Raw genomic sequence first — 12,606 nt, forward strand, 5'->3', positions numbered from 1 at the left:
ATACTGATGATCTGTTCGTCGGAAAAACGCTTCTTCATGGGAATGTCCTCATGTGGCTTATGAAGACATTACTAACATCGCGGTGTATTAATCAATGGGGAGCAGGTCAGAGCAATCTTTTCCTGCGCCTGGCCCGGCAAAGTGAGTTCCCACTCATGCACTGCGTCACGGAGAGCACGATGCTTAATGCCGTCACGGCGATGACCAACATTCTGATTTTGAGTTTTCAACGAAAACCGGGGTTGTTGGTTAGGATGTTTGTAGGTTGTGAATTGCATGTCAGTCCTCGCTTTGAGTTGATGCTTCAAGAGGGAAAACCGTATCAAGTGTGCAACTTGCTCCAAGGGAGTTGAGCGTATCGACAATTGCTCTACATTCAGAGAGGCCCGGCTCGCGCAGGTTTGCTTCATAATTTGATAGACGGGAACGTCCCCAGCCGAGAGCCTCCGCAAGCTGTGTTTGCGATATCCCCAACTTTTGGCGTTCCGAAGAAATGTTATTCACAGGTGTTCTCCCTAGTAATTGATAGATCAATTTAGACACGAAACGTGTCCATAGTCAACCTCAAAACGTGATCAAACATATGCCACAAAGCGTGGTAAAATTTCATTATGAAAACTATGTCCGAAATCATCGGCGAGAGACTCAAGACTCTTCGCGACAGCAAGAACTTAAGCCAGGCGCAACTTTCCAAGCTGTGCGGGTGGGCTACTGCTTCACGTGTCGGTAATTACGAACTGGGTGTGAGAAACATCGGGGTTGATGACGCGGTTATTTTGGCAAGAGTGTTAGATACAACACCAAGCTACATCTTGTTTGGCGATGAGGAGAATCGCGGGCAAGAGCTACCTGATAAGCAAAGGAAAATTCTAAAACTTTTCTCGCAACTGCCTGAGTCAGAACAAGATAAGATGATTGATCTCTTCGAGGTTCGTTTGAAAGAGATTGATGAGTACGTTGAAAAGTATCTCAAAGGCCGCTTTAAACCAGCCTCCTAACCCCTCTCCTAGCAAACCAGCTTCCTGCTGGTTTTCTTTTATCTAAAACAAACACATTTTGTGTATTGACTATCAGACACAAGATGTGTCTATAATTATCCCATCAAATACACAGTCATCCAGGCAGGAAGCCCACGAAGTAGCTGCCGGCGGCATACGAATCACCGGATGAGATGACACATTGAAATGCGCAGCAGGCAGTACCGTTCCGCCAGCCTGGCGATAAGGGCAAAGAGAGAGGATTCATGGCTAAGAAACAATTCACCGTAGTCATCAGCGGCGATGGTGGTTATCGCACTTATCGCGTTATGGCGGAGGACTGGAAGGACGCAGACAGGATCGCTGATGGGCAACATCGCAGATTGAATCCTGAAGATAAATCATCGGAGATTGGCGTGGCCGCCGTCATAAGAGGCTGGCCAGAGGTTTGGTAAGGGGAAAAGCATGATTGATTTCGCACGTAAACCAGCAGCACATCAGGCTACTCGCCTGAATGTTTTTGAAGTGATGCTTCGTAAACTCTGTTACATCCTGGCCCAGAAGGGCAACCCGGCTGCCGACCAACAGCCTGCAGTTCGTTAAACACCGAGTTTTGACCAATGGCCTGCACTGGCCGAGGAATGTGATTATGGAATTTGGCATGAAGCGCGTGATGGCATCCGTTCACGCAATGGCGGCACTACAGCGCATTTCAAACGGCTCGTTCGTAGCACTGACCACGCTTAGCAAAGAGGCGAATCTTTCCACCTCTTACCTCGAGCAGATTCTCAATAAGCTGCGCGTCGGAAAGCTAGTTGTTTCTCAACGAGGCCCAGGCGGCGGTTATGCGCCCCGCGCTGGTGATATTTCAGTTTCAGAAGTCATCCGGGCAGTCAGCAAGATCCCCAATAACGATACCTTTAAACCCGTTCTGACCGCTCTGGATGGTGTGTTGCTGTCTGAGCTGGCAAAGAGTCAATCAGCAGCCCCATAAAGCACAAAACCCGCGCAAGGCGGGTTAAGTACCCGGTCAGCCGACCAAAGCTTTCCGGAATCGAGTTTTGACCAATGACCACTACCCAAAAGCGGCAATCACTGGCTGCGGGTATCTTACATCCAAAAAAGAGGCCCCGATATGGAATTCTTTAATTTAATCAAAGCAACTCAAAAATCAGGCAAGCATGATGCCATCCACTGGCAGACAGCAAAAACCGAAGCCCGCGCAAACCTGATGCTTGATGTGGCCCTGGAAGATGCCGGTATAGAAACCGGCCGCGGCCACGATTACAACAAACCAGTCAGGACTGATTTCCCTGTTTTCGATGATCTTCCGGAGGAAGGCACTGTCAATTTCGATTGGTGCAAGCGTTACGAGCTGGCGGAAGACGGCAGAACCTGGCAGTTGATTCAAACGGCTGCAGTTGACGACGAAGAAACGGAAGAGCTAAGCGACGCTATTGAAAGTTACAAAATGGGTCTCAGCGTCGAACTCGCTCATTTCTGGATCGGAGGCATGTTTACAGCAACGCCAGAAGAGCGAGCGGCCGCAATCAAGGCCCAAATGGATATGGACAATAACTATCTCCAGAATGTCATTCTGGCGGTTAATTCCGTTGAGCCTCTAAAACAGTGCCACAACCATATACGCCATACCCTCCTCGAGGCTATCAAGCTTATCTGGCCACTGGATGGAAAGACTCCTGAGTTGTCTCACGTTCTGGCGTTCTCAAAAGAATGGATCGAAGCCATGAATGATAATTCAGACGGCCGCGGTAACCACCGGGCTGACGTCATTGAAAAATGGAAGACAAAGTCTGCGCCACAGCCTGCTGCCGTCCATTCCGTTAAAAGCGAACCGGAGAACATGATCAGGACTGATGCCGGAACCAATGCAGGTGGACAGATAAAAACTGACCGCAACCCGGATCTGGCCCCTTCCCTGGATGTTCTTGATATTGAAATCGCAGCGGCCACCCTCCCCATGGATTTTAATATCTACGAATTCCCGGCAGGCGTTGTTCGTCGGGCGAAGGAAATCATCACCAATAAAGAAGAACCATGGAAAACATGGAGTGCCGTTCTTCGCAAATAGCCAGGCATTCTGGATTTTTCCCGAGGCGCAATTTTTGCCCTGGTCCGTAACGCTCCGACTGAAGTGCTTCATTCCATCCCGGCGCTTACAAGTTATGTAGTTAAAAATCTGCTTGAGATTAAATTCATGCCAGATGACGGAAACCCAAATAGCGAAGAGCGCTGGAACGCTATTCAGCACTATTTCAAGGCCCCCGCAGCAGTGGGAGAAAGCGGTGAGAATGTTGATCAGCAGCATGCAGAAAGCAACCAGCCTCCAGCCCAACTGGTAAAAGTCGGAGCCGGTGTTTTCGATGCTACAGCTCTGTTTAATTCCCCTTCTAAGGATACTGCTGCGGAGAATACAAACAATGTGCCGGTGGAAGAAGCTAACAACCATGAAACCAAAACTGATTCTGAAATTCAGCCTGGCGAAAAAGCAATTCACTCAACTGAAAGCCATATTGCGGTTAATCAGGAAACAAATGCCCTGAATAACGATACCGTTCATCGTAATGAGAGCACCGAAACGCAGCTATTCACTCATCTAATGGTTGACCTGGAATGTTTTGGCTCCAACCCTGATGCTCCGATCGTTTCCATTGGCGCAGTGTTTTTCAATCCTGAAACCGGCGGGATGGGAAGTGAGTTTTACAAGGTCATCAGCCTTGGTTCTTCCATGGGGTTCGGCGGCCAGCCGGACGCAGATACAATTCTTTGGTGGCTGAAACAGTCCGCGGAAGCCCGCTCTGCAATTCTGGTGGATGATGCCATACCGCTGGATGATGCGCTGCTACAGCTCAACGAATTTATCTGCGAAAACGCCGCAAATGGCCCTGCCAGCGTTCAGCTGTGGGGGAATGGCGCTACATACGACAATGTCCTGCTGCGGCGCTCTTACAGGCGTACCGGCATCCCTGCTTTCTGGGAGTTTTGGAACGATCGAGACGTGAGAACAATCGTCGAACTGGGCAAGGCCATTGGCATTAATCCTCGCTATGAAATCCCTTTTGAAGGCGATCAGCATAACGCCCTGAGTGATGCCCGGCACCAAGTCAAATACGTATCTGTTATCTGGCAGCAACTGTTGCTCGCTAGCGCTCAATAATAATCCTGTTAGCCTGATTACAGTGGAGAAACTCAATGAATACTGTTTTTTTGTTATTAGCCGAATACGGTACGCCGACGATCCCGCTTGCTGATGTGACTGAGAAATATTTCGGGATGAAGCTGTCCACAGCAGAAAAAAGAGCCGCGCTTTGTGAACTGCCGATCGCGACGTTCCGCGCCGCCGATAGCCAGAAAGCTCCGCGCATGATCCATATTCAAGACCTGGCCGATTACATCGACCAGCAGAGGAAAAAGGGGCAAGAATTGTTTGAGAAGATGAAAGCTAACTGAACACAACCACCAGCAAAAAAAGAGCCCTTTTTAGATTTTCATAACTTATTAGGGCTTTTTATTTGCCTAGTCCAGCACCCCAATAGCACCCCAAAACGCTGGAATGTATTGATATATATAAAAAAAGCCCCAGCAATCCGCCGGGGCCTGGTACGAGCAAGCATCATATTGGGCGACATGATGCGCGGTAGAAATCTTTCAGCGCGGCGGGTTTGCGTCCACCAGCGCGTTTTTCATGGCCGCTACTACGTCTGCATCCACGCAGTAGCGATTAAACTCATCGGCTTGTGCATCGGCACTCATCGACACGCCCGCTTTGCGATAGCGCATTGGAGAAGGCACCGAGTGCCCTGCCGAGCTGTGAAGCTCCTCAATACCGTTGGCAACAAACTTATCGAGGTTGCTCAGACGTACGCCTGCGCCAGCCATAATAATTGGAGCACGGGAATGCTGTTTTAGTTCCCGAAGAAGTGAGATTCCCGTTTCGGCCGTTTGCTGCTGCCCTGAAGTCAGGATTCTTGCTACCCCTAACGCCGCTAGTTGCTCAAACGCCTGCAGCGGATGCTGGCACATATCAAAAGCCCGGTGGAACGTCACGGCCATGCCCTCAGCGGCCTGCATGACCTGCTCCATTCGCGGTAAATCAATATTGCCGTCTACATCAAGCATCCCGATAACAAGCCCGGGGAAACCGAGTTCACGCACAAACGCAATATCTTCAAGCATGGTGGCAAATTCGCCGTCGGTGTAGCAAAAATCACCGCCGCGCGGGCGAATAATCGGGTGCACCGGGATCGATACCTTCTGCCTAACCTGGCGCAGCACGCCAGCGGACGGCGTCAGCCCACCTTCTTTAGGCGCCGAGCAGAGTTCAATTCTGTCCGCGCCGGCCTGTTCTGCAGTAACAGCACAATCTATTCCATAACAGCATATTTCAAGTAAAGCCATTGATTACTCCTGATAAAACCTGCAGTTCGCCGGTTGTGTCCCCGTCACTGAATGATAATCTTAAATGAGGTCCACAAAAAGGTAGCGTACTATGGCATTCAATTTTGATGAATGGATCGACAGGCGTCACAGCGACAGTTCGAAGTGGAATAAATTTGCTGAAAACGTGCTGCCCATGTGGGTTGCTGACATGGATTTTCGCTCCCCGCCCTGCATCCTTGAGGCACTTCAGGCACGCGTCCGACACGGCGTATTTGGCTACGGCAAACGCCCGCATGAACTGATAGATGTCCTGACCGAAAGACTCGCCAGCCGCTATCAGTGGCGCATCAAACCCGAATGGCTGGTCTTTTTGCCTGGCGTTGTTTCCGGCCTGAATCTCTGCGTTCGAGCCTTTACCACCGCCTCTGAATCGACGATAGCCCCGACGCCGATATACCCGCCGTTTCGTAAAGCATCCGAACTTGCCCGGCGTACGCAGATTAACGCACCGCTCAGGCTCACAGAAAAGCGCTGGACTCTTGAGCTTGAGGCATTAACGGCCGGCATGACCGGCAATGAAAAACTGCTGATGCTGTGTAACCCGCAGAACCCTGGCGGCACGGCTTACCGCCGTCGCGAACTAGAGCAGCATCTGGCCTTTGCGCAGCGGCACGAGTTAATTGTCTGTTCCGACGAAATCCACTGCGACTTATTGCTTGAGCCCGGCGTAACGCACATCCCCTTCGCGACTTTAAGTGAAGATGCAGCGCAGCGTTCAGTGACGCTACTATCCCCGTCCAAAACCTTTAATATTGCCGGGCTTGGCGCCTCGGTGGCCGTTATTCCCAACCCTGACCTGCGGCGCAAATTCAAAGCCGCGCGGGCGGGCATTGTGCCGGAAGTGGATATTCTTGCCCTGACGGCGGCGGAAGCTTCATGGCGAGACGGCGAGGCGTGGCTGCAGGCGCTGCTGGTTTATCTGCGCGCAAACCGGGATCGGCTGACCCAGGCCGTGAATGCCACGCCGGGTTTAACGATGATATCGCCGGAAGCCACTTATCTCGGCTGGGTTGATGCCAGCGGATTAGGCGTAGAGAATCCGGCGGCATTCTTTTTCAACGCCGGGCTGGGCTTTTCTCCCGGCATCGATTTTGGCGAGCAACAGTTTATCCGCATCAACTTTGGCTGTACGGCCGCTGTCCTTGCCGAAGCCCTTAGCCGCCTGCAAACTGCGGTGCAGCGGCGCTAATCAGTCACCCTGTTCGCTGGCGACGATCTGCTCAATGCTCCAGGGATGGAATTTGATGGTCACTTTACCGTCGGTGACCGCAAGCGTTGGGTTGGGCAATCTTTCGCGTTCGCCTTTCGGGGCGCTGGTTTTCACCGAAATTCCCGTTTCACGCAGCCCGGCGTCAGACAACAAGTCCAGCGCCCGCACGTTAAGCGTTTCTGGCTCGCCCGGCAGCACAATCTCAATGTGCTCCCAGCCTTCGTGCGGGTAACGTTTTTCCCCGGGCCAGGGCAGTTCCACAACCGTAAACCGCCAGTGCTCGACGCACACCGGCTCATCGAGCTTGAATAAGCAGATCGGACGGCCATTGATAATATTTTCACTCAGCAACGTGCCGCATTTTTCCAGCCCTGTACGCCAGCGTTCGGCGGTCACGTTCTGGTGGCAGCGCAAAGAAATGTGATCGGCATCCAGGGGCGCAATCTCCAGCCCAAGTCGGGTGGCAAGTTCTGTTAACGCTTTTGTAAATCTCGGCAGATCTGCCGAAATATCATGCAGTTCATCTACCGTCTGCCAGTGTGCCATGCCGCCATCCTCTTTTTTAGAAACCGCGTAATCTACCCTGTTCCTGGCAGGCCGCCAACTCCCCGCCAGGGCCAAATGCCGATGAATGGTTATTCATTGCGCCGTTAATAATAATTGCACCGCCCGCTAGCGAGGCTTTTGCTGACGTCGGAGCGTAAATAACGTTATACTCACGCCCTGTTTCTTTCCTCATTTTTAGGCGGCCCTTGACGTGGCGGCCCAGTACAAATTGTAAGGTATCCCGGTGAATATTCAGTCTCTTCTCTCAGAAAAAGTCAGCCAGGCGCTGATTGCTGCAGGTGCGTCAGCGGACTGCGAACCGCAGGTTCGTCAGTCAGCAAAAGTCCAGTTCGGCGACTATCAGGCCAATGGCGTGATGTCCGTTGCTAAAACGCTGGGCATGCCGCCGCGACAGGTTGCAGAGAAGGTCATCGCTAACCTCGATCTGACCGGGATCGCCAGCAAAGTTGAGATTGCCGGCCCTGGCTTTATCAACATTTTCCTCGACCCGGCATTTCTGGCGAAAAACATTGATGAGGCCGTGGCGTCCGATCGCGTTGGCGTGAGCGTGTCTGAACCGCAAACTATCGTCGTCGACTACTCTGCGCCAAACGTTGCCAAAGAAATGCACGTGGGCCACATTCGCTCCACCATCATCGGTGACGCGGCCGTGCGCACCCTGGAGTTCCTTGGCCACAAGGTCATCCGTGCCAACCACGTTGGCGACTGGGGCACTCAGTTCGGCATGCTCATCGCGTTCCTGGAAAAACAGCAGCAGGAAAACGCGGGCGAAATGGCGCTGGCCGACCTGGAAGAGTTTTACCGCGCGGCCAAAAAACACTATGACGAAGACGAAGTTTTTGCCGAGCGCGCCCGTGGTTACGTGGTAAAGCTGCAGGGCGGCGATGAATACTGCCGTGAGATGTGGCGCAAGCTGGTCGACATCACCATGACGCAGAACCAGAAAACCTACGAACGCCTCAACGTGACGCTGACCCGCGATGACGTGATGGGCGAAAGCCTCTACAACCCAATGCTGCCTGGCATTGTGGCGGATCTGAAAGAGAAAGGTCTGGCGGTAGAGAGCGAAGGCGCCACCGTGGTGTTCCTGGACGAGTTCAAGAACAAAGACGGCGACCCGATGGGCGTGATCATCCAGAAGAAAGATGGCGGTTACCTCTACACCACCACCGACATCGCCTGTGCCAAATACCGCTACGAAACCCTGCACGCCGACCGCGTGCTCTACTTCATCGACTCTCGCCAGCACCAGCACCTGATGCAGGCATGGACCATCGTGCGTAAAGCTGGCTACGTGCCGGAGTCCGTCACCCTGGAGCACCAGATGTTCGGCATGATGCTGGGCAAAGACGGCAAGCCGTTCAAAACCCGCTCCGGCGGCACCGTGAAGCTGACCGACCTGCTCGATGAGGCAATGGAACGCGCCCGCGGTCTGGTTGCGGCGAAGAACCCGGATATGCCTGCAGACGAACTGGAAAATCTGGCGAAAGCGGTAGGTATTGGTGCGGTGAAGTACGCCGACCTGTCCAAGAGCCGTACCACCGACTACATCTTCGACTGGGACAACATGCTCGCCTTCGAGGGGAACACCGCGCCGTACATGCAGTATGCCTACACCCGCGTCCTGTCCGTGTTCCGTAAGGCCGACCTCGACGAAGCCGAACTGCTGAAAGCGAAGGTTGTTATTACCGAAGACCGTGAAGCTCAGCTGGCCGCCCGCCTGCTGCAGTTTGAAGAGACGCTGAATGTGGTTGCCCGCGACGGTACGCCGCATGTGATGTGTGCCTATCTGTACGATGTTGCCGGCCTGTTCTCCGGCTTCTACGAGCACTGCCCGATTCTCAGCGCCGCCGATGAAGCGACCCGCAACAGCCGCCTGAAGCTGGCGTTGCTCACCGCGAAAACGCTGAAGCTGGGTCTGGATACGCTGGGTATCAACACCGTAGAACGTATGTAATTCTTCAGCTATACAAACAAAAACCCGGCCACCGTGCCGGGTTTTCTTTTTTTAAGCGACTCAGTAATAGCCGCGCATATATTCCGTCATACACAGAATGGCCATCGCCTGGCCGTACGGCATAGAAGTCAGCGGTATCTGGCGGTAAAACTCAAGATTACTGCCCATGCCGGTGCCAAACGACGTTTGCAGCAGCTCCCCTTCCGGCGAGATATTAGCCACAATACCGCGCATCGCCTTTTCTCCGACTGCCGCATAGTCTGCGCTGATGTAGCGCTTTCGCGCCGCCTTGAGAATGCCGTAGGCAAAACCGGCCGTCGCCGAGGCTTCCAGGTAAGAATCGGGGTCATCAAGTAAGGTATGCCAGAGGCCCGTTTCATGCTGGCATTTCGCCAGCGCCTCTATCTGCCGGTTTAGCACCTGCAGCAGATAACGGCGTACCGCGCTGGTTTCAGGCAAATCAAGCAGCTCAAGGAAGTCCGGGATAACAATAGTCAACCAGCTGTTACCCCGTGCCCAACGTGCGTGAGCGAAGTTGTGGCAGCCGTCGTAGCTCCAGCCGTGAAACCACAGCCCGCTCTCCCTGTCCATCAGGTTCTGAACGTGCAGTAAAAACTGGTAGGTCGCCTCCTCCACATACGCTTTGCGCCCAAGCAGCTTGCCGATTTTCGCCAGCGGGAGCACCGTCATCATCAGCGTGTCATCCCACATCTGCCGATGGTTCTCCTCCGCCAGGGTGATGTGCTGCATCCCGCCAAAATCCGTGCGCGGCATCTCATGCATTGCCCATTCGGCCCAGCTTTCAAGCCAGGGCAGATGCGCTGGATTCAGACTTTCTTCATAGCGATACGCCAGCGTCAGAAACGGTGCCATTGTGTTGACGTTTTTGGTGGTCGCCCCTTCGGCAAAACGCGCGGTAAACCAGTCGTCGATGATATCCCGCATCGAGGTATCTCCCGTCTGGCGGTAATACTGCCAGATCCCGTACAGTCCGATCCCGTGCGTCCATTCCCAGCCGGCCCAGCCCTTGGTATCGATCGTCCTGCCATCATCCAGCCGCAGCAAAAACTCACCGCTTGCATCCTGAATATTGACCAGATTATCGGTCACCTTCTCTATCAGCGCTTTCAGTTCGTCCCTGGCAATAAAACGCTCAGGCTGACGTAACAACGGGCTGTGCTTAACGGGCCAAACCTTCATGATATTAACCTCCATGGTATGTTGAATTCGGTGATGCATCGGTCTGAAGCGTTGACGCAGGCGGCTTATTGCGGTTGAGGTAGCCAATGTTGTTATTGCCCCAAAGGGCTTCGAACGGCATCCCCGCCAGCATTTCTACAGTCGCTCGAGCTTCCGGAGAGCTGGCCTGTGGAATTGCGCTGCCAGACTCACGCATTTTGGCCGTCTCTTCACGCAGCGTACTGTGGGTTTGTAGGTTGAGCCTGAAACGCAGGGAGACAAGGAACCCACAGGTCAGCACCAGCAGCGTGCCCACGCTCAGGATGATCAGAATGGTGTGGCTAACCTCCTCAGGCTGCGTTTTTTGCCCGCTGACAAAGCCAGACATTTGCATCACGATGCCCACCAGCATCACCGCACCTGCCTGCGAAGCTTTACGCGTCAGGGTCATGATCCCGGCAAAAATCCCCTCGCGGCGCTGGCCGGTTATCACCTCATCCACATCGGCAATGTAGGTGTAGGTATTCCAGGGAACATAGTTGATGCCTCCTCGCCCCAGTCCGGCGACGGCTGAAACCAACAGCAGCAGTGCATACACATCGCTAAGCCCCGCATAGTAAAGCAGCGCGTAGGCAAGAGAGCTGATGCCAAACAGCACCACAACCATGCGGTAAGACGGTGCGGGCCCAAAGCGGATGCACAGCGGGATCATCGCGATAACCGCGATAAACTGAAAAATCGCCATGGTGCCGAGCAGATTCGAGGCAAAAGAGACCTCCTGCATCAGTACGAAAACGACGTAGTAAGTGAAGACCGCATTAAAGACATCCTGCGCAATATAGCCGCCAAGATACATGCCCAGATGCTGGCGAAAAATCTTTATCCGCAGCGTAGATCCCAGCTCAACAAACAGGCGGTTGAGGCTTTGCCCGAGGCTTAGCTGCTGCTTCTCCGCTTCCGCCCGAAGCGCGGCTTCCGTCCACGTCTCGCGTGGGCGCTCCCAGGTAAAACACCAGACAAACGTCAGCATCAGCGCGCACAGTACGGAAAACACCAGGCTTGCATAGAAGAAGGAGATGGCGCTGTCTTTACCAAACTGGGTCAACAGTATGCCCGGCAGGAAAGAGGCAAGTATCGCCGACATTTGCGCCATAGAAATCCGCGCGCCCGAAAACTTGGTTTTCTGTTTAAAGTCATCGGTCATTTCCGGCACCAGCGTTTCATACGGCACCAGAATCATGGTGTAGACGACATCAAAGATCAGATAAGTGACCAGGTAGTACCAGAAATCCATGTTGCCTACCCACATCAACGAATAGCTGAATACGCAGGGAATGCCGAGCAGGATAAAGAACTTCCTTCGTCCGAATCGCTTGCCGAGCCGGGTGGAACCGAAGTTATCGGTAAGAAAGCCCATCAATGGGCTGACCAGCGCATCCAGCACCCTGGCCGCGGCAAAAATAAAGGTGGCCTCAATGGGAGAGAGCCCGCAAAACGTGGTGTAAAAATAAAGCAACCATGCCGCCGTAAGCGCCGTGGTCCCTGCCCCTAAAAAGTCGCCTGAGCCATAGGCCAGGTAATTCGTGAATCCAATCTTCCGTGTTCTCATCGCCGTCAGCCCTTATGGTTTTTCGGAGACTCCCTGATGACTGCTCCTCGCTCCGGGAGTAAATACACGGTTAAAGGTAAAAGCATCGCGCCAGTGATACCTCTGCGTTTCTGCCACCGGCAAACGGAAAATGGCAAAAATACAAAGGGACCCCGGGCATGAGTCACTGATTGATAAAACAAAAGGGTTTAACGCGGAAAACGAGAGGTCGGCCAGCGGATGAATCCCGCTGGCCGGTAAGAGAGAGACTTACTGCACGTAGTTAACGATGACCTGATTACTGCGCACCCGCAGCGGCGGGTACATAGAACCGCCGCCCGGTACTTCCCAGACAAAGCGCAACGGCTGATTTGCATCGGTGTTGGTCAGCCCGCGCGTGGTGCCGTTTGCACCCTCAAGCGGGGTGCAATTCGTCGGCGAACAAAGTTTGACGGTCAGCCCCGCAGGCGTCGGGCCATCCAGCACATAGGTCCAGGCAATCAGCGTCATTCTGCCGCTGACGGGCTGCATCGGTTTCAACGGCCGGGACGAGGCCGTTACGCCCCGGTTACTGAGAGTCACGCCAATCCCGCTGTCCTGCCAGGAGCCCTCACCTAACGCCAGGGCACCAAACGGCACCAGCAGCATCAAAAGTAACGCTTTCATT

Annotated in this window: 16 protein-coding genes; 10 read left to right on the forward strand and 6 right to left on the reverse strand. The window is 53.5% G+C overall.

What is annotated here, in order from left to right; all coding sequences use genetic code 11:
- Positions 1-353, forward strand: a 353-nt coding sequence (locus WFN87_RS00005) for a hypothetical protein (RefSeq protein WP_336983407.1), incomplete at its 5' end; no start/stop codon positions are given.
- On the opposite strand, the gene WFN87_RS00010 is transcribed toward WFN87_RS00005, so the two are convergent.
- Positions 280-543, reverse strand: a complete 264-nt coding sequence (locus tag WFN87_RS00010) for a helix-turn-helix transcriptional regulator (protein WP_336983360.1) — start codon at positions 541-543, stop codon at positions 280-282. The genes WFN87_RS00005 and WFN87_RS00010 overlap by 74 nt on opposite strands.
- Positions 544-611: 68 nt before the next feature.
- Here WFN87_RS00010 and WFN87_RS00015 point away from each other — a divergent pair, with 68 nt between their 5' ends.
- The 7 genes from WFN87_RS00015 to WFN87_RS00045 all read left to right on the forward strand — a co-directional run bounded on the left by WFN87_RS00015 (position 612) and on the right by WFN87_RS00045 (position 4,448).
- Positions 612-998, forward strand: coding sequence for a helix-turn-helix domain-containing protein (locus tag WFN87_RS00015; protein ID WP_166993839.1), 387 nt, complete (start codon positions 612-614; stop codon positions 996-998).
- A gap of 245 nt (positions 999-1,243) precedes the next feature.
- A complete protein-coding gene (locus WFN87_RS00020) occupies positions 1,244-1,432 on the forward strand; it encodes a hypothetical protein (RefSeq protein WP_336983361.1) in 189 nt (62 codons plus the stop codon).
- Positions 1,433-1,442: 10 nt separating this feature from the next.
- A complete protein-coding gene (locus WFN87_RS00025) occupies positions 1,443-1,580 on the forward strand; it encodes a hypothetical protein (protein WP_164716872.1) in 138 nt (45 codons plus the stop codon).
- A 46-nt stretch (positions 1,581-1,626) separates the two neighbouring features.
- Positions 1,627-1,971, forward strand: coding sequence for an RrF2 family transcriptional regulator (locus WFN87_RS00030; RefSeq protein ID WP_336983362.1), 345 nt, complete (start codon positions 1,627-1,629; stop codon positions 1,969-1,971).
- A gap of 141 nt (positions 1,972-2,112) precedes the next feature.
- Complete coding sequence (locus WFN87_RS00035) at positions 2,113-3,069, forward strand: RecE family exodeoxyribonuclease (RefSeq protein WP_336983363.1); 957 nt, start codon at positions 2,113-2,115, stop codon at positions 3,067-3,069.
- Between the two features lie 126 nt (positions 3,070-3,195).
- Entirely contained in the window at positions 3,196-4,155 is a 960-nt protein-coding gene (locus tag WFN87_RS00040; protein WP_336983364.1) for a 3'-5' exonuclease, read from the forward strand.
- A 35-nt stretch (positions 4,156-4,190) separates the two neighbouring features.
- Entirely contained in the window at positions 4,191-4,448 is a 258-nt protein-coding gene (locus WFN87_RS00045) for a pyocin activator PrtN family protein (protein ID WP_336983365.1), read from the forward strand.
- A gap of 198 nt (positions 4,449-4,646) precedes the next feature.
- Here the strand turns inward: WFN87_RS00045 and cutC are convergent, their stop codons facing one another.
- Positions 4,647-5,396: a copper homeostasis protein CutC gene (gene cutC, locus WFN87_RS00050; RefSeq protein ID WP_336818059.1), complete on the reverse strand. Its 750-nt coding sequence runs from the start codon at positions 5,394-5,396 to the stop codon at positions 4,647-4,649.
- 91 nt (positions 5,397-5,487) lie between these two features.
- Here cutC and WFN87_RS00055 point away from each other — a divergent pair, with 91 nt between their 5' ends.
- The gene (locus WFN87_RS00055) at positions 5,488-6,627 is read left to right on the forward strand and encodes a MalY/PatB family protein (protein ID WP_336983366.1); all 1,140 of its coding nucleotides are present in this window, start codon (positions 5,488-5,490) and stop codon (positions 6,625-6,627) included.
- Here the strand turns inward: WFN87_RS00055 and WFN87_RS00060 are convergent, their stop codons facing one another.
- On the reverse strand, positions 6,628-7,194 hold the full coding sequence (locus WFN87_RS00060) for a VOC family protein (protein WP_336983367.1): 567 nt from the start codon (positions 7,192-7,194) through the stop codon (positions 6,628-6,630). It abuts the gene before it with no gap.
- Between the two features lie 244 nt (positions 7,195-7,438).
- Here WFN87_RS00060 and argS point away from each other — a divergent pair, with 244 nt between their 5' ends.
- Positions 7,439-9,172, forward strand: coding sequence for an arginine--tRNA ligase (gene argS, locus WFN87_RS00065; protein WP_336983368.1), 1,734 nt, complete (start codon positions 7,439-7,441; stop codon positions 9,170-9,172).
- 60 nt (positions 9,173-9,232) lie between these two features.
- Here argS and bglB read toward each other — a convergent pair whose 3' ends face one another.
- The 3 genes from bglB to flhE all read right to left on the reverse strand — a co-directional run bounded on the left by bglB (position 9,233) and on the right by flhE (position 12,605).
- Entirely contained in the window at positions 9,233-10,372 is a 1,140-nt protein-coding gene (bglB, locus tag WFN87_RS00070) for a beta-galactosidase BglB (protein WP_336983369.1), read from the reverse strand.
- A gap of 4 nt (positions 10,373-10,376) precedes the next feature.
- The gene (locus WFN87_RS00075; protein ID WP_166991591.1) at positions 10,377-11,960 is read right to left on the reverse strand and encodes an MFS transporter; all 1,584 of its coding nucleotides are present in this window, start codon (positions 11,958-11,960) and stop codon (positions 10,377-10,379) included.
- A gap of 249 nt (positions 11,961-12,209) precedes the next feature.
- Positions 12,210-12,605, reverse strand: coding sequence for a flagellar protein FlhE (flhE, locus tag WFN87_RS00080; RefSeq protein WP_166991587.1), 396 nt, complete (start codon positions 12,603-12,605; stop codon positions 12,210-12,212).
- Position 12,606: the final 1 nt, after the last annotated feature.

It is taken from the genome of Cedecea sp. AS113 (assembly GCF_037152415.1).
GTDB lineage: Bacteria > Pseudomonadota > Gammaproteobacteria > Enterobacterales > Enterobacteriaceae > Cedecea.